Annotated in this window: 20 protein-coding genes; 16 read left to right on the top strand and 4 right to left on the bottom strand. The window is 67.2% G+C overall.

The annotated features are described in order from the left end of the window. Positions 1-93: 93 nt before the first annotated feature. Positions 94-1,023 carry a DedA family protein gene (locus AC4D2W_RS07575; protein ID WP_490926312.1) on the top strand — a complete coding sequence of 310 codons (930 nt, stop codon included), beginning with the start codon at positions 94-96 and terminating at the stop codon, positions 1,021-1,023. On the opposite strand, the gene AC4D2W_RS07580 is transcribed toward AC4D2W_RS07575, so the two are convergent. From AC4D2W_RS07580 to AC4D2W_RS07590, 3 genes are all read right to left on the bottom strand, one after another. Further along, a complete protein-coding gene (locus tag AC4D2W_RS07580; protein ID WP_490926313.1) occupies positions 1,020-3,194 on the bottom strand; it encodes a S9 family peptidase in 2,175 nt (724 codons plus the stop codon). The genes AC4D2W_RS07575 and AC4D2W_RS07580 overlap by 4 nt on opposite strands. Positions 3,195-3,333: 139 nt before the next feature. Next, on the bottom strand, positions 3,334-3,924 hold the full coding sequence (locus tag AC4D2W_RS07585) for a hypothetical protein (protein ID WP_490926314.1): 591 nt from the start codon (positions 3,922-3,924) through the stop codon (positions 3,334-3,336). Then, positions 3,911-4,288 (bottom strand): PadR family transcriptional regulator, encoded by a 378-nt coding sequence (locus tag AC4D2W_RS07590; RefSeq protein ID WP_490926315.1) that lies wholly within the window; start codon positions 4,286-4,288, stop codon positions 3,911-3,913. The genes AC4D2W_RS07585 and AC4D2W_RS07590 overlap by 14 nt, the downstream gene beginning before the upstream one ends. 154 nt (positions 4,289-4,442) lie before the next feature. Between AC4D2W_RS07590 and paaA the strand changes: the two genes are divergently transcribed. The 11 genes from paaA (at position 4,443) to AC4D2W_RS07645 (ending at position 13,404) form a co-directional block, all read left to right on the top strand. Next, positions 4,443-5,432, top strand: coding sequence for a 1,2-phenylacetyl-CoA epoxidase subunit PaaA (paaA, locus tag AC4D2W_RS07595; RefSeq protein ID WP_490926316.1), 990 nt, complete (start codon positions 4,443-4,445; stop codon positions 5,430-5,432). A 3-nt stretch (positions 5,433-5,435) separates the two neighbouring features. Beyond that, positions 5,436-5,813, top strand: coding sequence for a 1,2-phenylacetyl-CoA epoxidase subunit PaaB (gene paaB / locus AC4D2W_RS07600; RefSeq protein WP_490926317.1), 378 nt, complete (start codon positions 5,436-5,438; stop codon positions 5,811-5,813). Further along, positions 5,810-6,634 carry a 1,2-phenylacetyl-CoA epoxidase subunit PaaC gene (gene paaC, locus AC4D2W_RS07605; protein WP_490926318.1) on the top strand — a complete coding sequence of 275 codons (825 nt, stop codon included), beginning with the start codon at positions 5,810-5,812 and terminating at the stop codon, positions 6,632-6,634. Before paaB ends, paaC begins: the two co-directional genes overlap by 4 nt. A 6-nt stretch (positions 6,635-6,640) precedes the next feature. Beyond that, a complete protein-coding gene (gene paaD / locus AC4D2W_RS07610) occupies positions 6,641-7,159 on the top strand; it encodes a 1,2-phenylacetyl-CoA epoxidase subunit PaaD (RefSeq protein ID WP_490926319.1) in 519 nt (172 codons plus the stop codon). 3 nt (positions 7,160-7,162) lie between these two features. Next, positions 7,163-8,386 (top strand): 1,2-phenylacetyl-CoA epoxidase subunit PaaE, encoded by a 1,224-nt coding sequence (gene paaE, locus AC4D2W_RS07615; RefSeq protein ID WP_490926320.1) that lies wholly within the window; start codon positions 7,163-7,165, stop codon positions 8,384-8,386. Between the two features lie 22 nt (positions 8,387-8,408). Next, complete coding sequence (locus tag AC4D2W_RS07620; protein WP_490926321.1) at positions 8,409-9,176, top strand: enoyl-CoA hydratase/isomerase family protein; 768 nt, start codon at positions 8,409-8,411, stop codon at positions 9,174-9,176. Between the two features lie 404 nt (positions 9,177-9,580). Next, on the top strand, positions 9,581-10,249 hold the full coding sequence (locus tag AC4D2W_RS07625; RefSeq protein ID WP_490926322.1) for a hypothetical protein: 669 nt from the start codon (positions 9,581-9,583) through the stop codon (positions 10,247-10,249). A 69-nt stretch (positions 10,250-10,318) separates the two neighbouring features. Next, positions 10,319-11,005 carry a copper resistance CopC family protein gene (locus tag AC4D2W_RS07630; RefSeq protein ID WP_490926323.1) on the top strand — a complete coding sequence of 229 codons (687 nt, stop codon included), beginning with the start codon at positions 10,319-10,321 and terminating at the stop codon, positions 11,003-11,005. Between the two features lie 119 nt (positions 11,006-11,124). Further along, complete coding sequence (locus tag AC4D2W_RS07635) at positions 11,125-11,721, top strand: copper chaperone PCu(A)C (protein ID WP_490926324.1); 597 nt, start codon at positions 11,125-11,127, stop codon at positions 11,719-11,721. Further along, on the top strand, positions 11,718-13,025 hold the full coding sequence (locus AC4D2W_RS07640) for a Dyp-type peroxidase (RefSeq protein ID WP_490926325.1): 1,308 nt from the start codon (positions 11,718-11,720) through the stop codon (positions 13,023-13,025). Before AC4D2W_RS07635 ends, AC4D2W_RS07640 begins: the two co-directional genes overlap by 4 nt. A 130-nt stretch (positions 13,026-13,155) precedes the next feature. After that, positions 13,156-13,404 (top strand): DUF6480 family protein, encoded by a 249-nt coding sequence (locus tag AC4D2W_RS07645; protein ID WP_490926326.1) that lies wholly within the window; start codon positions 13,156-13,158, stop codon positions 13,402-13,404. A 98-nt stretch (positions 13,405-13,502) separates the two neighbouring features. Here AC4D2W_RS07645 and AC4D2W_RS07650 read toward each other — a convergent pair whose 3' ends face one another. Further along, on the bottom strand, positions 13,503-13,967 hold the full coding sequence (locus AC4D2W_RS07650) for an Lrp/AsnC family transcriptional regulator (RefSeq protein WP_490926327.1): 465 nt from the start codon (positions 13,965-13,967) through the stop codon (positions 13,503-13,505). 183 nt (positions 13,968-14,150) lie between these two features. Here AC4D2W_RS07650 and pdhA point away from each other — a divergent pair, with 183 nt between their 5' ends. From pdhA to AC4D2W_RS07670, 4 genes are all read left to right on the top strand, one after another. Further along, entirely contained in the window at positions 14,151-15,314 is a 1,164-nt protein-coding gene (gene pdhA, locus AC4D2W_RS07655) for a pyruvate dehydrogenase (acetyl-transferring) E1 component subunit alpha (protein WP_490926328.1), read from the top strand. 11 nt (positions 15,315-15,325) lie between these two features. After that, positions 15,326-16,435, top strand: a complete 1,110-nt coding sequence (locus AC4D2W_RS07660) for an alpha-ketoacid dehydrogenase subunit beta (RefSeq protein WP_490926329.1) — start codon at positions 15,326-15,328, stop codon at positions 16,433-16,435. After that, positions 16,432-17,889, top strand: a complete 1,458-nt coding sequence (locus tag AC4D2W_RS07665; RefSeq protein ID WP_490926330.1) for a dihydrolipoamide acetyltransferase family protein — start codon at positions 16,432-16,434, stop codon at positions 17,887-17,889. Before AC4D2W_RS07660 ends, AC4D2W_RS07665 begins: the two co-directional genes overlap by 4 nt. A gap of 164 nt (positions 17,890-18,053) precedes the next feature. Further along, positions 18,054-18,905 carry an MBL fold metallo-hydrolase gene (locus AC4D2W_RS07670; RefSeq protein ID WP_490926331.1) on the top strand — a complete coding sequence of 284 codons (852 nt, stop codon included), beginning with the start codon at positions 18,054-18,056 and terminating at the stop codon, positions 18,903-18,905. Positions 18,906-18,911: the final 6 nt, after the last annotated feature.

Below are 18,911 nucleotides of genomic sequence, written 5' to 3' on the forward strand. Positions count from 1 at the left end.
CACGGCCCCCCGCAGTGGCGTACTTTGAGGAGGTGGATGCGTGCGAGGCTGCGGCCGATTTCTGGACAACGGCTCTGATGCTCCGGGAACCCAGTGCTTCCTGACTGGCTGGATCCGCAGGTTTTCCTGGCGGATCCGGCATTGGGGCCCTGGGTGGTGCTGGTGGTGTGCGCCATTGTCTTTGCCGAGACCGGCCTGCTGGTCGGGTTCTTCCTGCCCGGTGATTCTTTGCTGTTCACCGCCGGACTGCTGGTGGCTACCGGCACCGTGCATATAAATATCTGGGTGCTCGGGCTTTTGATTTCCCTCGCTGCCTTTATGGGCGATCAGTTGGGTTACTGGATTGGGCGCAAAGCCGGTCCGGCGGTTTTCTCCCGCCCCGATTCAAGGGTGTTCCGGCAGGAGAACGTGGCCCGTGCCGAGCAGTTCTTTGCCCGGCACGGCGGCAAAGCGGTTACGCTGGCCCGGTTTGTGGGGGTGGTGCGCACCTTCACTCCGGTCGTGGCAGGCATTGGGCGGATGCCCTACCGCGTCTACATGGCGTTCGACGCCTTCGGCGCTTTGCTTTGGGGCGTGGGGGTCACAGCGCTCGGCTACGTGCTGGGCAACCGCTTCCCGTTCATCCGCGACCATCTGGATCTGCTGGTCCTGGCGGTGGTCCTGCTGACCGTGGTGCCCGTTGGGCTGGGTCTGCTGCGCCAGCGGCGCAGGGCGAGCGCGGCGGCCAAGGGCGGAACGCAGGCCGGCGGCAGTGCGACGGCCGGCAACGCCGGGGACAACAGCGACGGCGGAGCCGGGAACCCGGGGAGCTCCGGAACTGCGGGGCAGGCTGCGGAGGCCGGCCCAGTGGATTCGATCCCGGCGGACGAAACCACTGCTGCGGAGACTTCAGCCGAGAAGCCGCCAACGGCCGACGCAGCGGAAGAGACCGATCCTCCCGCGGCCCGAAGTGCCTTTGCCCGCACGGCCGCTTCCCCGAAGCGGGGAAGCGGCCGTGCGGCCGCCGAGCAGGCCGGCCGCTAGTTGCTTCCGGTTTCCGGGGCGATCGGCTCCACCGCGCCGAGGGCGTCCAGCACAAACGCGTAGTCCCAGGCGCGGTCCTTCCACGCCTCGTACCGGCCGGAGGCGCCGCCGTGGCCGCCGTCCATCTCGATCTTCATCACGATCGGCTCGGATCCGGTGGTCACTTCGCGCAGCTTGGCCACCCATTTGGCCGGCTCCACGTACAGCACCCGGGTGTCATTGAAGGACGTCACGGCGGCAATGCGCGGGTAGTCCACGGCCCGGATGTTCTCGTACGGGGAGTATTCCTTCATGTACCGGTAGACCTCCGGATCGGTGATCGGGTTGCCCCATTCCTCCCACTCCAGCGCCGAAAGCGGCAGCTCCGGATCCAGGATGCTGGTCAGGGCGTCCACGAAGGGAACCTGCGCCACGATCGCCTTGTACTTCTCCGGTGCCAGGTTGGCCACGGCGCCCATCAGCAGTCCGCCGGCAGAGCCGCCCATGGCCGCAATCCGGGACGGATCCACCCAGCCGGAGGACGCCATGTAGTCCGTGGCAGCCACGAAGTCGGTGAAGGTGTTCTTCTTGTTCAGTTTCTTCCCCTGGTCATACCAGGTGCGTCCCATTTCGCCGCCGCCGCGGATGTGCGCGACGACGAAGATGACTCCGCGGTCCAGCAGGGACAGCCGGGCCACGCTGAAGGCCGGGTCCATGCTGATTTCGTAGCTGCCGTACGCGTAGACCAGGGCCGGATTGGTGCCGTCCTGCTTGACCTCCGCCCGGCGCAGCACGGACAGCGGAATCCGCGCGCCGTCGGCCGCCGTAGCCCACGCCCGCTCCGCCACGTACTGGGCCGGGTTGTAGCCGCCCTTGACCGGGGTCTCCTTGCGCAGCTCCAGTTCACCGGTGGCCAGCACGTAGTCATAGACGCGCGGCGGGGTCAGGTAGGAGGTGTAGCTGAGCCGGATGATCGGGGAATCGTATTCGGCGTTGGCCAGGTTGGCCGTGTACAGCTCCTCGTCGAAGGCCGGCTCTAAGGGGTCTCCCTGCACTTCCGTGCCCAGGCCCTCCAGGGGCAGGACCTGCACGCGCTCGGTGGTGTCCTTGCGGACCGACACGATGACGTGCGTTTTGGTGACAGCCGCACCGTTGACGCGGACGGCGTCGTCGTGCGCCACCACGGTGTTCCAGTGCTGCTCGGCCACCGGATGCGCAAACTCGGTCTCCGCCACGAGGGAGAGCATGGAGTTCAGGGCGTCCTTGTTGTGCGTGATCAGGTAATGGCGCTCTCCGGCGATGGTGACGGGCTCGGCTTCGTAGAGAATGCGTTCACTGCGCGGAATCAGGGTACGGACCTCGCCGGCGGGATCCTCGAAGTCCAGGACCCGGTACTCGGAGTATTCGGAGTTGCTGATGCCGATCAGCAGCTGCCTGTGGTCCGCGGAAAGGTCAAAGCCCGTCCACATGGCGACGTCGTCCTCCTGGTAAATGACGACGTCGTCCTCCACCGGCGCCCCGAGGGTGTGCGCCTTGATCTGGTACGGGCGCCAGGAGTCGTCCACAACGGTGTAGAAGACCCGGGTGCCGTCGGGGGAGAAGGCCAGGGAGTAGAACACGTTGGTCACGGTGTCCGGCAGCAGCTCGCCGGTGCGCAGGTCCTTGATCCGCAGCGTGAAGCGCTCGTCACCTGCATTGTCCTCGGAGTAGGCCAGCAGGTTGCCGTCCTCGGTCACTGCCAGACCGCCCAGGGAGAAGAACGGCTTGCCTTCGGCTTCGGCGTTGCCGTCAATCAGGATCTGCTCGCCCGGAACCGGAACGCCGGGCGTCACGACAGGCGGAGTCCAGTCCGCGTCCAGGTCCCCGGTGTCCTGGGCGGCGGTGCGGCAGTGAATGGCATACTGCTGGCCCTCTTCGGTGCGGGAGTAGTACCACCAGCCCTTCTTGCGGGCGGGCACCGACAGATCGGTTTCCTCGGTGCGGTTCTTGATCTCGTCGAAGATTTCCTGCCGCAGCTTTTCCTGGTGGGCCGTGACCTCTTCCATGTAGGCGTTTTCCGCCTTGAGGTGGGCCACGACGTCGGGGTTTTCCTTCTCCCGCAGCCACTCATAGTCGTCAACGAAGGTATCTCCGTGGTGGACGCGTTCGGTGGGAACCTTTTGAGCAACGGGAGGTGTGGCAGAAGTAGTCATGTCCCGAATATATCGACACCGTCCGGGCGGGCGAAGAACCCCGCAGTGTTTATGCTCGGGGCTTACCGGGGGCCGGCACTGTGTGTGGTGTTGCGTTGCGGTTGCGTCCGGCGCTGTGGCGGGGCCGGGGCGCCGGGAATCAGACCTGCAGCAGCAGCCCGGCTGTCAGCGCGGCGGCGGCCAAAAACAGCAACCAGTTGCCGAGCACCGTGAGCAGGATGGTGCCAAAGGGCTGCTCCGCCCGCCAGGCGGGCGGATCCAGGATGGGATCTGCGGCAGCGCCCTTGCGGAACTGTCCCCAGAGCGAGGTGGACAGCAGGACCAGCCCGCCGATCAGGGCGGTTGGCACCGCCGGGAGGCTGAAAAGCACCAGGTCTGCGGCCAGCACCGCTGTCCCCGCGAGCACCAGGAGCACTGCTCCGGCTCCGAGGATGCGCTGTCGGAGCGGTGTCCGGGCCGCCAGGCGCCGCAGCAGCGGAGCGCAGGCAGCCAGGGCAAGTCCGGCGGCCACCAGCAGGAAGCCCGGCAGGGTCACCTGAACGCGGGAGTCCGTGGAGCTGACGGCCGCGGCCACCGCGAAGAAACCGAGCAGGCCCAGACAGGTGGGTACCAGCAGTGCGGCCAGCGCCGTCCTGGATACCCTGCGGCGGGACGGATCGGGCTTCGGAGCGGAGCCGGGCTGACCGCCGGGAACCTGTACAGCAGTATTTGGGCCATCATGGGCTGTCATGGAGGCTTCCCCCGGAGATGTGGTCATTGTGTCCTTCATTGTCCAGGAAGGTCCCAACCGTGCCGGCGAACCGTGTCCACAGTTCGCTCTGTCCGGCCAGTTCCCGCCGCCCTGCCGTGGTGAGGGAGAAGTACTTCCGCCCGGGACCGCCGTCACCGGGCTGCCAGGAGACGGTGACCCAGCCGGCGGACTCGAGGCGGGTCAGCAGCGGATACAGGGTTCCGCCCCGAACCGCACCAAAGCCCTGCCGTTCGAGCCGGGAGGCGATCGCGTAACCATAGGCGGCACCGCCGTCGAGCGCCTTCAGCACACACAGGCTGAGCGCCGCCCGCATCCAGTCGCTGGGCCAGGAGAAATTCTGCACGCTGAGATATTTTCACGAACTAGTAAGCCTGTCTATGTAGCGACCGCCTGCCGCCTTGACGTGCCCTCTGTCACACCTATATTCTGACCGAACGGTCGGTAATTATTCCTGCGCCCCAGGCATCCGACTCCTTCCGCACAGTGAGGTGGCAAAAATGTCGTTGCATACCGACGCTTTCCCCGGCACACAGGCCGAGGACACCGTCCCGGACCCCGGACCAGAGGCGTACTTTGAGCAGCTGCTGGCTGAAGACTCGCGGATTGAACCGCGGGACTGGATGCCCGAGGCCTACCGCAAGACCCTGGTCCGGCAGATCTCCCAGCACGCGCATTCCGAAATCATCGGCATGCAGCCCGAAGCCAACTGGATCACCCGCGCGCCCTCGCTCAAGCGCAAGGCCATCCTCATGGCCAAGGTGCAGGATGAGGCAGGACACGGCCTCTATCTGTACTCCGCAGCGGAGACACTGGGAACCCCGCGCGAAAAGATGACGGAAGACCTGATTGCCGGCAAAGCCCGGTACTCGAGCATTTTCAACTACCCCACCCTCAGCTGGGCGGACATGGGAGCGATCGGCTGGCTGGTGGACGGCGCCGCCATCTGCAACCAGGTTCCGCTCTGCCGTGCGTCCTACGGTCCCTACGGCCGGGCCATGGTGCGCGTGTGCAAAGAAGAGTCCTTCCATCAGCGGCAGGGGTTCGAGATCCTCCTGGAACTGGCGAACGGCACCCAGGCGCAGCGGGACATGGCGCAGGACGCCATCAACCGCTGGTACGCCCCGTCGCTGATGATGTTCGGCCCGCCGGATGATGATTCGCCCAACTCCAAGCAGTCCATGGCCTGGAACATCAAGCGCTTCTCCAACGATGAACTGCGCTCCCGTTTTGTGGGCATGATCGTGGAGCAGGTCAAGGTCCTGGGCCTGACCCTGCCGGATGACTCCATCCGCTACAACGAGGACACACAGCAGTGGGAGCACGCGCCGCTGGACTGGAACGAGTTTAAGGAAGTCCTCGCCGGACGCGGGCCCTGCAACGCGCAGCGGCTGGCCCGCCGCCGCGAGGCACACGAAGACGGCGCCTGGGTGCGCGAAGCAGCAGCCGCATATGCGGCGAAACAGGCACAAAAGACGAAGGTGGCTTGAGTTATGGTTTCCGGTTCCACAACGGGCGACGACGGCGCCAAGCCGGTGGGTACGCAGACTTCCGCTGAGCCGGGGACGGCTGCCGAGGCTGCTGCGCTGAGCACGGCCTGGCCGCTGTGGGAGGTGTTTGTGCGCTCCTCGCGCGGACTGTCCCACGTCCATGCCGGTTCGCTGCACGCTCCGGACGCGGACATGGCCGTCCGCAACGCCCGCGATCTCTACACCCGGCGCAACGAGGGTGTCTCGCTCTGGGTGGTGCCGGCGTCGGCCATTATCGCCTCCGACCCCGATTCCAAGGGGCAGTTCTTTGAGTCCCCGCAGGGCAAGGACTACCGGCACGCCACGTACTACACCAAGTCCGAAGGAGTGAAGCACCTGTGAGCTCGGATAGCGCCACGCGCATCACCCCAGGCAACGCCCTGCGTCCGGAGGATATCTCCGCGTCGGGCATCAAGGCTCCCGCCGACGTCGCTGAATACGCCCTGCGCCTTGGCGATGATTCCCTGATCCTGGCCCAGCGGCTGGGCTGGTGGATTTCCCGCGCCCCCGAACTGGAAGAGGACGTGGCGCTGGGCAACATCGGGCTGGACCTGCTCGGACACGCCCGGTCCTTCCTGACCTACGCGGGGTCGGCTTCCGATAGAACCGAAGATGACCTGGCCTACTGGCGCCGCGAGGGTGAATTCCGCTCCGCACACCTGTTTGAACAGCCCAACGGTGACTTCGGCCGGACCATTGCGCGCCAGCTGGCGGCGTCCTTCTACCTCTACGAGCTCTACACCGCGCTGATGTCCTCCACCGATCCGACCCTGGCCGCGATTGCCGCCAAGGCCGTCAAGGAGGTCGACTACCACCGCGACCACAGCGCCCAGTGGATCCTGCGCCTGGCCGGCGGCACCGAGGAATCCCGGCGCCGCATCACGCGTGCGCTGGAACTGACGTGGCCGTACGTCGGCGAACTGTTTGAGGACGACGATCTGGTTGTGTCCCTGGCCGGAACCGGAGCGGCAGTGCTGCCGTCTTCGCTCCGTGCCGGGTTCGACGCCGGTGTGGGTGCGGTCTTCAGCGAAGCCGAGCTTGAGGTTCCCTCGGTTCCCGCGGCTCCCGGCGGCGGACGCCGCGGAAAGCACAGCGAACATCTGGGGTATCTGCTGGCCGAGATGCAGGTCCTGGCCCGGGAGCATCCCGGCGCCAGCTGGTAGGCAGCCATGACTGACGTTGAGGTCCGGACGCTCCGGCCGGCCGATCCCGCGGCTGCCCGCGCCTGGGACATTGCCGCCACGGTCTGCGACCCCGAGATTCCGGTGCTGACGATCGAGGACCTGGGTGTGCTCCGTGCGGTTGAACCGACCGGACCCGGTTCCGTCACCGTCACCATTACGCCCACCTACTCCGGCTGCCCGGCCATGGACGCCATCCGCCAGGACGTCACCGCTGCCCTCAACGCCGCCGGCTATGAACAGGTGCGCGTGAACCTGGTCCTCGCCCCGGCCTGGACCACGGACTGGATGAGCGAGGACGGCAAAGCCAAACTCAACAGCTACGGCATCGCCCCGCCCACCGGCAGGGCCGCTGCGGGACCGGTTCGGCTGGGCCTGAGCGTCAAATGCCCGCAGTGTTCCTCCCTCAACACCCGCGAACTGACCCGTTTCGGCTCCACCTCCTGCAAGGCGCTCTACGTCTGCCAGGACTGCAGCGAACCCTTCGACTACTTCAAGGTGCTCTAACCCATGACAACCTCCGTTCCTGCACCTGCACCCGCACCGGCGCCGTCCGCAGTGTCAGCGCCCTCCGCAGCGGAAGCCGCGTCGCCGTCGCCGGGCTCCTTGCCGTCCCGCCGAACCTCCTTCCATCCCCTCACCGTGGCCGCAGTGCGGCGGCTGACCGAGGACTCCATTGAGGTGACCTTCGCGGTGCCTGAGGCCCTGGCCGGGTCCTTCGACTACCTGCCCGGACAGTATGTTGCGCTGCGCACCACCCTGGACGGCTCTGAGGTCCGCCGCAGCTACTCCATCTGTGCCGAGCCGCAGCCCGGGGAGATCCGGGTGGCCATCAAGCGGGACCTGGGCGGCAGGTTCTCCACCTGGGCCAACGAATCCCTCAAAGCCGGCGACGTGCTGGACGTGATGAGCCCGGCCGGCGGCTTCATCTCCAAGCATCCGCTGAACGGGCTGAACCACCCGCAGGACCTGGACGTCACCGGCGAGAACGTCTTCGCAGCGGTGGCGGCCGGTTCCGGGATCACCCCGGTCATCGCCATTGCCCGCACGATTCTGGCCGCGTCGGAGACCACTCGCTTTGACCTGGTCTACGCGAACAAGGCGGCTATGGACGTCATGTTCCTGGAGGAGCTGGCGGACCTGAAGGACCGGTATCCCGCCCGGTTTGCCCTGCATCATGTGCTCTCCCGGGAGCAGCGGATCTCGCCCCTGCTCTCCGGACGGATCGACGCCGAGAAGCTTTCCGCGCTGATCGACTCCGTGCTGCCGACGCAGCAGGTGGACGAGTGGTTCCTCTGCGGCCCCTTTGAACTGGTGCAGATGTGCCGCGACACCCTGGCCGAACGCGGCGTGGACGCGGAGAAGATCCGTTTCGAATTGTTCACCACCGGCCAGCCCGGCAAGCCGGAGGGAGCGGCGGGACGTCCCGTCGCCGTCGAACCCTGCGGCGACAGCTACTCCATCACCTTCCGCTTGGACGGGCTGCAGGGCAAAGTGGCCAGCCCCACGCACGCCCGCGAATCCATCCTCAATGCCGCGCTGCGCGTGCGCCCCGATGTCCCGTTTGCCTGCGCCGGCGGCGTCTGCGGCACCTGCCGGGCCAAGCTGGTCACCGGCACCGTGGAGATGGAGGAGAACTACGCGCTGGAACCTGACGAACTGGAAAAGGGCTACGTTCTGACCTGCCAGAGCCGTCCCACCAGCCCCGACGTCACCGTCGACTACGACGCCTAGTTTTCGAAGGAACGGAGCACCCGTGATTGACCTGAGCATCAGCGGCGGCATCGCCGAAATTGTCCTGAACGCGCCAAAGAAGCTCAATGCCCTGGACGAGGAGGCACTGGCGGAGCTTTCACAGGCGTACGACGACGCCGAAGCCGCCGGGGTGCGGGCCCTCCTGCTGCGGGGTGAAGGCCGGGCGTTCTGCGCCGGGCGGGACATTTCCGCCGTCGACCCCGCCAATGACGACGCCTACGCCTATCTGGGCGGCCTGGTGACGCCGCTGCTGAAGAAAATGGCCGCCTTCCCGGCGCCCACCTTCGCCGCCGCCCAGGGTGCCTGCCTCGGCGTCGGACTCGGACTGCTGGTGGCGACCGACGTCGTGTACGTGGCAGACGACGCCAAAATCGGGTCACCGTTCGCGAACCTGGGCGCAACCCTGGATTCCGGCGGACACTGGCTGTTCACCGAACGCCTCGGCGCCCACCGGACGCTGGACCTTATCTATACGGCGGATCTGATGAGCGGCACCGAAGCCGTAGCGGCCGGCTTGTTCAGCCGTTCGTTCCCGGCCGATGAACTGCAGGAGCGCACCCGCGGGATTGTGGAACGGGTGGCCAGCGGCGCAACCGGAGCATTCCGGGCGTCAAAGTCGCTGGTGGCGCAGATCCGGGATTCCCGGGTGGGGCTGTGGACCGCGATGGAGGCCGAGAACACCGCTCAGGGCGACCTCTGCCGGACCAGGGACTATGCCGAAGGCTTCTCAGCGTTCATCGACAAGCGCAAGCCCGTCTTTCAGGGGTAGCGGCTGTCGGTTCAGCTGGTCACAGCTGGCCGGCCCGGGCCGCAGGCTTCTTCACCCCGCTGCCGCGACCAACGTCATCAGCCTGCAGCGGCTGGAGCTCGGTGGGTTGCGCGGACCCGGCAGCGGCTGCACCCGCAGTGGCGCCGCGGCCATCCTTCGTGCAGATAACGGGACTACGGAAAATCCCTCGTGCAGAAGACGGGCCTAAAAGGGCTTAAACGCGGGTTTTGGTCCCGTGAGCAGCACGAAGGATTTTGGGCGGCGGGTTTTGGGCCCGTTATATGCACGAAGGATCCGCCCGAACGCACCGCAGCGTATTCGACAACCTGTAGAAATCCGGGGACAATATCAGCAGCCGGACGGAGCACCCGCCCACCCGGTTCGAACCGTCTCCGGGAGGGAACATGAGCACGCGCGCCGCACGCCTGGTGCGCGGCTGGGCCGCAGCATTGTCGGCCACGGCCGTTGCTGCAGCCTCCCACGTTCTTGCCGGCGGTGTCATTCCCCATCCGTCCATCGTGCTGTTCTGCCTTGCGCTGTCCGCCATGGTCTCCTGTGCCCTGGCCGGCAAATCCCTGTCAGTGCCAAGGATTGCCGGAGCAGTGCTGGCCAGCCAGGGGATTTTCCACCTGCTCTTTACCGTCGGCGGGGCGGGAATGGTCTCCGAAGCTGCCGGAACTTCCGCCGCCGGCCTGGCGAGTGCGGACCACGCAGGCCATGCAGCCCATGCGGATCCGGCCGCGCTGGCCGCGCAGTTCGCTGACACCGGCGCCGGTACGGCCATCACCATGGGGACCGCCGGGCACGCCTCGGCGGCGATGTGGCTCGGACACCTTCTGGCTGCCGCGGCAACCGTGGTGCTTCTGCGCAACGGCGAGGCCGCCCTGCTGCGGATCCTGGCTGCCATGCGGCTGACCATCACCGCCATCCTCCCGCTGATCCTTCCGCTGCCGCTGGGACCGCGGATCCCCAAGCTTTCCACTCTGATTCCTGCTGATCCGCTGCCGAACCTCGGTGTTCCGCTGCTGGTAATGAGGCACCGGGGCCCGCCGGCCGCTGCTGTGTCCTTCTAGGCCCGCACCCTCCGGTGCTGAGCCTTTCTTCCAGCAGCCGCCGGTCATGAGCCGGCGCAGAAAGCAGCCATGCCTCAGCTCTCCTCCTCCATCATTTCCGGCCGGATTCCCTTCGGCCACCACTCCCGCACACCTGCACGACAGCCGCTGGCCGTCCGGATCCTTCTGCTCGGCGCCTTGATGCTTGCCGGGCTCGCGGCAGCACTTTCCACCGCCCCGGCAGCACTGGCCCACGACGAACTGGTGAGCAGCACCCCGGCAGCCGGCGAACGCTTTGAAACCTCGCCTTCCGAGCTGGAGCTGGTCTTCAGCAGCGCCCTGATGGACCTGGGCAACCAGATTATTGTGCTCGACGCCGACGGCCGGAACTGGGCGGAAGCCGCCCCGGTGCTCACCCGGACAAACCTGGTACAGCCGCTGCCCGCCGACATGCCGGAGGGTGAGTACTCCGTCCGCTGGCGTGCCGTCTCTTCCGACGGACACCCGATCACGGGCCAGTTTGAATACCTGGTGGGTGCCAACGCCGTCGCCGGCTCGGCTGCCACCGCCGTTCCGGCCGAGAACGGCGCCGAGAACGACGCCGAGGACTCACCCGTAGAAAGCACGGACGGCGCAGAGAACCCGAAGAGCAGCGAGACGTCCGACGACGGCGGGAACACTCCGTGGCTTACCATCGTCATCGCCGGTGCGGCAGGCCTGGCCGTCTATGCGGTGTACGCGGTTCTCTCGCGCCGCAAGCGCAGCCGCACCGAATAGCCGGACGTACCGGGCCGGGCCAATCGCCCGGCTTCCTCCACCCCCACATCTCACGGCGCACCACCCTGCCCGGCTCCGGAGCGAGCCGGCCCGCGCCCATGCCCTTCAGGAGCTTCACCATGCCCTTTTTCAACTCCTCTGCCTCTTCCGCAGCCACAGAATCCATCACCGCTTCCAAGGGCCGCAAAGCCCTGGGCATCCTCTCCGCTGCCGCCCTCGGGGCACTGCTGCTCGGCGGCTGCTCCGGCGAGTCATCTGCAGAGTCCACACAGCCCCCGGCGGCCTCAGCCGGCGGAACCGCCGAAAGCGCTCCGGCAAAGGAATCCCCGCTGAGCATCAGTGAGCCTTGGATCAAAGCCGCCGAGACCGGAATGACCGGCGCCTTTGGCGTCCTGGCCAACAACGGCGCGGAGGACATCCAGGTCATCGGAGCTTCTTCGCCGGCAGCAGCGTCCGTTGAACTGCACGAAACAGCAGCGGGCGCGGACGGACAATTTGCCATGGCCGAAACCGCGGACGGATTCACCGTGCCGGCCGGCGGTGAATTCGTGCTGGAACCGGGCGCAAACCACCTGATGCTGATGGGGCTCAGCGGCCCGGTCCTGCCCGGCGACGAAGTCTCCTTCACCCTGGAACTTGCCGACGGAACCACCGTTGACTTCACCGCCACCGCCAAAGACTTCTCCGGGGCCAACGAGAGCTACCACGGCAAATGAGCGGGGACCGGGCCCCGGACGCCGGAAACCGTAACCGGGAAACGAGCCCGCACAGCGGTTCCGGCACCGCCCCTGCCCGCGGCGGCGTAAACCGCCGGCACCTGTTGTTTGGCAGCGCCGCAGCGGGACTCGGCGCGCTGGCCGCTGCAGGCCTTGGCGGCGGTTCGGGATCCGGAACGGAGGCATCGGGGGATCAGACAGCAGCTGCGGCGGCCGGAGTTGGAAGCGCCGTCGTGCCCTTTTACGGACCGCGGCAGGCGGGCATCGAGACTCCGGCACAGGCCCACGCCGTTTTCCTGGCACTGGACCTGATGCCGAACCTGACCCGGCAACGCCTCGCGGCGCTGCTGCGCCTGCTGTCCGACGACGCCGCCGCCCTCACCTCCGGGCGTGCGGCACTGGCGGACACCGAGCCTGAATTGGCGCTGAACCCTGCCCGGCTGACCGTGACGTTCGGCTTCGGCCGGGCACTGGTGGCGCTGGCCGCCCCTGAGGCGGCGCCGGCATGGCTGCGCCCGCTGCCCGCCTTCGGGATTGACCGCCTGCAGCCGGCCTTTTCCGGCGGAGATCTGCTGCTGCAGCTGTGCGCGGATGACCCGCTGACACTGGCGCACGCGCGGCGGATGCTGCTCAAGGATGCCCGTGCCTTCGCCGCGGTGCGCTGGGTCCAGTCCGGCTTCCTGCACGCCTCCGGAACAAAGGAAGCTGACGCCACGCCGCGCAACCTGTTTGGGCAGCTGGACGGCACCGGCAACCCCCGGAAAACCGCGGAGCTTGAACGGGTGGTCTGGGGCAGCCCGGAGATTGCGCCGTGGCTGGAGAACGGGACGTCGATGGTCGTTCGGCGCATCGCCATGAACCTTGACGCCTGGGATGAGCTGGACCGCCGGGGCCGTGAGGAATCCGTGGGGCGCACGCTGGCCACCGGAGCTCCGCTGACCGGCACCGCGGAGCACGATGAACCGGACTTTGAGGCCCGCACCAGCCTCGGATTCCCGGTTATTGCGCAGTCCTCCCACCTGCGCCGTGCCCGGCCCGATGACGAGCGGCAGCGGATTTTCCGCCGCCCGTACAACTACGACGATCCGCCCGCAGCCGGAAGCGCGTCCGGCGGGGTGTCCAACTCCGGACAGATCTTCGTGTCCTACCAGGCCGACGTCGACCGGCAGTTTGTGCCGATCCAGCAGCGGCTGGACCAGATGGACATCCTGAACGAGTGGACCACGCCGGTGGGCTCTGCGGTGTTTGCCGTGCCGCCGGGCGCTGCGGACGGCGGGTTTGTGGGGGAGGCGCTCTTCAGCTGAGAATCCATCGGTCCGGCCGGGTTGTCCCCGGGACCCGGAGGAGACTAGGTTGGAAGTTAATGATCAGCATGCTGATGTTTTTCCGGAACACTTCGGAGGCATAGGCAGTGACGGAGAGATGGAGGCACAGATGACGGACAGCTACGATCCGAACAATGACCCGGCCAATCCCGACAAGCCCAAGGACGCCGGCAAGAAGGTGCAGGAATCCGGCCGCGAAGGAACCGGCACCGGTCCCGGAACGGACAAGGGCGGACACCCCAATCCGGATCCCGCTGACGGCAACATCACCGGGCTCGAACCCGGCGGCGGTGTTCCTCCGGGAGAAACTCCGCCCGCCGAAGGCCAGATGAGCACCGACCAGGGGCACGACGAATAAAGCCCCTGCACGCAGTTGCGGCCCGTCACCGGAATTCCCGGCGGCGGGCCGCTGCTGTGTCTCGGGCGGGCTGAATCCGCAGGGAATCGGATGGGGGCCTACCTCGCGTCCAAATCCTCGAACACCAGGAACGTCTGCGTGTCCAGGACGCCGGGCATGGACTGCAGCTGGTCGAAGATGACCTGGCGCAGATGGACGTTGTCCTCGGCCCGCACCAAAAGAATGACGTCAAAGGAGCCTCCCACCAGCGCAATGTGATGGATTTCAGGTATGGCCCGAAGCTGTTCGCGCAGCTCCCGCCAGGAATGCTGGCGCACCTTCAGCGTCACGTAGGCGGAGGAACGCAGGCCCGCCTTCACCGGATCGACGACGGCGGTGAACCGGCTCAGCACGCCGGTTTCCGTTAGCTTCGCGATGCGGGAGTAGGCGTGGGCGCGGGAGATGTGGACGGCCTCCGCCACGGCGGTCACCGAGGCCCTGCCGTTTCCGGTGAGCTCGGCCAGGATGGCGCGGTCAATGTCATCCAGCCGCGGAGCAGCCTGGTCCGTTGTGTCCCGTGCCATAGTGTCTACGTCCTTCGGGTAATCCAGCTCACACGTTGCATTTCGTCCATAAGCTTAGCCCCTGCGGCGGCAATCATCCACGTTTTTGGTCTCATGTGGATACGAATACGGGCCGTCAGCATACTGGGATAACAGAACATCCACGGCGAAGACGCCGGTGGAAGTGCGGCTGACGGAGGCACAATGACTATTTCCACGGGCAATCCGCCCCCCGGCGCCATGGAAGACCGCCGCCGGAACGCACCGCGCACCGGCGCCGCCGGCACCGGCCCCTATTCGGACCTGCTGCCCTCGGATTCTCCCGTGCAGCTGGTGGACCCGGACGGGGTCCACCGCCACGATGACCGCTATCCGCTGCCCGACGGCGACTCCCTGCTCAGTGCCTACGCCCGGCTGGTGCTCGGCCGCCGCATCAATGACCAGGCCAATGCCCTCGTCCGGCAGGGCCGGCTGGCCGTCTATCCGTCCTCTCACGGCCAGGAAGCCTGCCAGGTGGCAGCCGCCGTCGTCCTCGGGACACAGGACTGGCTCTTCCCCACCTACCGGGACACCGTGTCCGTGATTGCCCGCGGCGTGGAGCCGCTGCAGGTCCTGACGCTGCTGCGCGGTGACTGGCACTCCGGCTACGACCCCTATGAGCACCACACCGCGCCGCAGGCCACACCCCTGGCAACGCAGCTGCTGCACGCCGTGGGGGTGGCCCACGCCGCCAAGCTCAAGGGCGAGGACACCGTGGTCCTGGCTATGTGCGGGGACGGAGCCACCAGTGAAGGGGACTTCCACGAGGCGCTGAACTTCGCCGCCGTCTTCCACGTTCCGGTGGTCTTCTTTGTGCAGAACAACGAGTACGCCATCTCCGTGCCGCTGAAGAACCAGTCCGTGGCGCCGTCGCTCGCGCATAAGGCCATCGGTTACGGCATGCCGGGCGAGCGGGTGGACGGCAATGATCTGGCCGCCCTGCTCTCCGTCCTCGGTGCGGCCGTGGACCGGGCGCGGGAAGGGTCCGGACCGTCGCTGGTCGAGGCGCACACGTACCGCATGCAGGCGCATACCAATGCCGACGACGCCACGCGCTACCGCACACAGGAAGCTGTTCAGGCGTGGGTGCCGCGGGATCCGATCAGCCGTCTGAGCACCTATCTGCGCGGTCTGAATCTGCTGGACGACGACGCCGAAGCCGGCTTCGCAGCCGACGCCGAGGCCGTTGCCTCCGCCATCCGCGACGGACTGAACGCCGAGGTGGAACCGGACCCGCAGGAACTTTTTACCCACGTCTACACCCGCCGCACCCCGCAGCTCACGGAGCAGGCAAACCTGCTGCGCGACGAACTCTCGCGCCAGGCCTGAAAGGCAGCCCCATGACCGTCACTGACACCCTTGAAGCACCGGCCGCGCCGCATCCGGCCGCGCCGGAATCGCTCACGTTCGCCAAGGCACTGAACACCGCACTGGCCGACGAGATGGCCGCCAACCCCGCCGTCGTCATGTTCGGCGAGGACGTGGGTCCGCTCGGCGGCGTCTTCCGCATCACGGACGGGCTGACCGCCCGCTTCGGTGCGGACCGCTGCTTCGACACCCCGCTGGCCGAATCCGGCATCATGGGCATGGCTGTGGGCATGGCCATGAACGGGCTGCGGCCCGTGGTGGAAATGCAGTTCGATGCCTTCGCCTTTCCGGCTTTTGAGCAGGTGGTCAGCCATGTGGCGAAAACGGCCAACCGTACCCGCGGCCGGGTCCGCCTGCCGATGGTGATCCGCATTCCGTACGCCGGCGGCATCGGGGGAGTGGAGCACCACTGCGACTCCTCCGAGTCCTACTACGCCCACACCCCGGGCCTGACCGTGGTGGCTCCGGCCACCGTCTCCGATGCCTACACGCTGCTGCGCGAAGCCATCCGGCTCAATGACCCGGTGGTGTTCCTGGAACCCAAAAAGCTGTACTGGACCAAGGAGGATGTGGACCTGGCCGCGCTGCGCAGCCGGTTCGACGCGGGGGATGTCTCAGCGGACGGCACGGGGGACATTGCGGCGCACGACGACGGCGGCCGGCTTCCCGGCGGCATCGGCACCGCCGCTGTAGCCCGCTCCGGCACCGACGCCACACTGATTGCCTACGGACCCTCGGTGTCCACCGCCCTGGCAGCCGCGGAAGCCGCCGCGGCGGAGGGCCGGTCGCTGGAAGTGATTGACCTGCGCTCCATCGTGCCGTTCGACGATGAAACCGTCACTGCCTCGGTCCGCCGCACCGGGCGCGCCGTGGTCATCTCCGAAGCCCCCGGATTCGCTTCCGTGGCCTCGGAAATCGTGGCCCGTGTGCAGGAACGCTGTTTCCACTCCCTGGCCGCGCCGGTACTGCGCGTCACCGGGTTTGATATTCCGTATCCGGCCCCCAAGCTGGAGCACTGGTTCCTGCCCAGTGTGGACCGGATCCTGGACACCGTTGACGAGCTGCAGTGGGAGGACCGATGAGCACGCGCACCTTCCTGCTGCCGGATCTCGGCGAGGGCCTGACCGAAGCCGAGCTGGTCACGTGGCTGGTGGCCGTGGGCGATGAGATCCGCGTGGACCAGCCGGTGGCCGAGGTGGAAACTGCCAAGTCCCTGGTGGAAGTTCCCTCACCTTTTGCCGGCACCGTGGCGCAGCTGCACGGAGAAGCGGGACAGACGCTCGACGTCGGCCGTCCCCTGATCAGCGTCTCGCCCTCCGGTGCCGCCGACCAGGCGCCGCCGCCCGTTGCTCCCGAAGTTCCGGCCGCGCCCTCTGCACCTGCTGCACCCGGTGCCAGCGACCCCGACGGGGAAGCGTACCGGCAGGAAGAGAAAGCCGGATCCGGCAACGTGCTGATCGGTTACGGCACACCCGGCGGTCATGCTGTGGCCCGCCGGACCCGCCGCCCGCGCAATGAAAGGACGGGAACACTTCCCGTACCGGCTCCTGCCCCGGCTCCCGTATTGGTACCGGTAGCGGCCCCCGTTTTGGCACCGGTCTTGGCACCGGCCCGTCCGGTCGAAGCTCCCCGCTGCATCTCTCCTTTGGTGCGGAAACTCGCCCGCGAGAGCGGGATCCGGCTGGCCGACCTGCACGGCTCCGGCGCCAACGGCCTGATCCTGCGCAGTGACGTGGAAGCCGCTCTGACCGGTAACGGTCCCGGCGATACAGCTGTCACGGCCGTCAGCGCTGCCGGTGAGGATCCGCGCACCGGCCTGGCCGTGGCATCACGGACGCCGGTCAAGGGACTGCGCAAAACGGTCGCCGCGAACCTCACCGCCAGCCGTGCCAACATTCCCGAAGCGACCGTGTGGGTGGATGTCGATGCCACCGCCCTGCTGGAACTGCGCGCTGATCTCAAGCGCCGGCATCCGGACAGCACTCCCGGGCTGATGGCCTTCCTGGCCCGCTTTGTGCTGGCCGGGCTGGCGAAGTTCCCCGAGCTCAATGCCCGCTTCGATCCCGCTTCCGAAAACACCGGCGACGGCGGTGCAAGCATCACCGCATATGAGGGCGTCAACCTGGGCTTTGCGGCACAGACCGACCGCGGGCTGGTGGTTCCCTCCATCCGCAGGGCGGACACCATGAACGCGCGCCAGCTGGACGCGGAGATCCGGCGGCTCACCGCCTCCGCCCGGGACGGCAAAGCCACCCCGGCGGAGCTGACCTCGGGCACCTTCACCCTGAACAACTACGGGGTGTTCGGTGTGGACGGCAGCGCCGCCATCATCAACTATCCGGAATCCGCCATCCTCGGGATCGGCCGGATCATCGACAAGCCCTGGGTCGTGGACGGAGCGCTCATGGTGCGGAAAATGACCGAACTGACCCTGGTCTTCGACCACCGGATCTGCGACGGCGGGACAGCCGGCGGGTTCCTGCGCTACGTGGCCGATGCCATCGAGAACCCGGGCAGCGTCCTCGCGGACCTCTGACGGCGCAGCGCCTCGGGCCGGACCACGACGTCCCGCAACATTTGCGGGCCGTCGTGGTCCGGCCGCCGCGGCCGCGATACCTTGGAACCAGCAGTTGGAACTAGAGACTTCCGCCGGTGCGCCCCACGCCCCGGGCAGTTCACGGACCCACAAAGGACGGACCCATGACGGACGCATCCCGGCAGGCAACCGCGCAGTGGCAGGAGGTGGCTCCGCGGGTGCTGGTGCTTTCCAATCCCGGCTTCGGCATGAACACCGGCCTCGTCATCGGCGACGAGCAGGCGCTGATCATTGACACCGGTGCCGGTCCCCGGCAGGGCTGCGCCATCCTCACCGCGGTGCGGGAACGCACGGACCTGCCGCTGATCGCTGTGAACACCCATGCGCACTTTGACCATTTCTTCGGCAACGCCGTGCTGGCGGCCAACGGTGTGCAGGACATCTGGGCCACGAGCCGCTGCGCCGAGGCGATCCGGGAACACGGCGAATCCCAGCGCCCCGCCGTCGCCGATGTGGAAGCGGAGATGGCTGCCGGTGAGGGCACGTACACGGAAATTCTGGCCCCCAACCGCCTGGTGGACGGGGCTCCGGTGGACCTGGACCTCGGCGGCATCTCCGTGACGCTTTTCCACCTGGGCCGCGGGCACACCGACCATGACCTGCTCGTTGGTGCCGGGGACGTGCTGTTCACCGGAGACCTCGTGGAACAGGGAGCCGATCCGTCCTTTGAAGATTCCTTCCCCAAGGACTGGATCCGCACGCTGGGGAAAATGACGGCCTTGGAGGACCTTTACACACTGTTCGTGCCCGGGCACGGTGAACCCGTGACCGTGGATTTCGTGACCACGCAGATGAACAAGATGCGCACCGCCGTCGCCGTCACCCGCAGCGCCATGGACCAGGCCTCCGTGGACATGACCAAGGCCATTCCCATCCTGCCGTACGGCCCGGAGCAGTCCCGCTCCCTGCTGATGCGGCTGCGGACGCTCGCCCGCTGGAAATGGCTGAAGCAGTAAAGCGGT

The organism is Arthrobacter sp. TJ-58 (genome assembly GCF_058269295.1).